The 1,110-nt window shown below is 68.6% G+C and carries 1 protein-coding gene; it reads right to left on the reverse strand.

Going from position 1 to position 1,110, the window contains the following annotated elements:
- Positions 1–6 precede the first annotated feature (6 nt).
- Complete coding sequence (locus ABD198_RS30470) at positions 7–1,068, reverse strand: IS630 family transposase (RefSeq protein ID WP_425580594.1); 1,062 nt, start codon at positions 1,066–1,068, stop codon at positions 7–9.
- Between the last annotated feature and the right edge of the window lie 42 nt (positions 1,069–1,110).

Genomic DNA, 1,110 nt, shown 5'->3' on the forward strand with positions numbered 1-1,110 from the left:
TATTGATCAGAAACTCATGGGGTTCTCGTCCAGGACGTAGCGGACGTGTGGGCCGCTGAAGTAGCCGCGGACGATGTGCGGCTGACGCTGGCGTCGGCGGAAGAAGCGGCGGGTCTCGGTGGCGAGTTCGTCCTGGTTCCGGGCCCGGTGCTGTCTGGGCAGACTGTGCTTGAGGTCGGCGTTGACCAACTCGTCGGGGTTCAGCTCGGGCGAGTACGGCGGCAGGAAGTGCAGCTCGACGTCGTCGGGATGGGCAGCGAGCCAGTCGCGGACCTTCTTCGAGCGATGCGCGGAGTGCCCGTCGACCACGAGGTGGACCTTGTGGTCGAAGTGGCCGGCGAGCCGGTCCAGGAAGCGGCACATCACCTCGGCGGTGAAGTGCTCGGTGAAGACCATGAAGTGCATCCGGCCCTTGGTGCTGATCGCCGACATCGCGTTCACCGAGAACCGGTTCCCGCTCCGCCGCACCACGGGCGTCTTCCCCTTCTCGCCCCAGGTGCGGCCGGTGACCTGGTCGGAACGGATGCCGACCTGGTCGGCGAAGAGGATCTCACCGCCTTCGCCCTTCGCCTTCGCGCGGATTTTCGGCCAGGTCTCCTGGTGCCAGCGCCGGACGGCCTCCGGGTCCTGCTCGACGGCCCGTTTGTCCGGGCGCTGGAAGGACAGCCCCCACCGCCTGAGGTACTTGCCCACCCCCGGTTCGGTCAGCCGCACCCGGTACAGCTTCGCGATCAGCTCACCCACCAGCCGCCGCGTCCACAGCTGACCGCGCAAGCCCACGTCACAGGGCCGGTGATCAAGGACTGCCTGCCGCACGGCGGCCTGCTCGGCCTCCCCGAGCACCTGGTGCACCCCGACCGGCTTGCCCCGCGGGCGCATGACCAGCGCTTCCCGGCCGCCGGCCTGCCATTTCGCCCACCAGATGTCGACCGCCTTCAGCGACACCCCGAACAAGGCCGCCACGTCCTCACGGTCCTGCCCTGCCGCCAACGCGGCCACCGCCCGCAGCCGCAGGGCCTCCTGCGCCGACGGCGACAGATGACGCGCGTCCCCCACCAGATCGCTCACACCCCACCAACGACCCAGAACCCAAACCGTTTCGGATCAATA

This window comes from Streptomyces thermocarboxydovorans, assembly GCF_039524635.1.
GTDB classification, from domain to species: Bacteria; Actinomycetota; Actinomycetes; order Streptomycetales; family Streptomycetaceae; genus Streptomyces; species Streptomyces thermocarboxydovorans.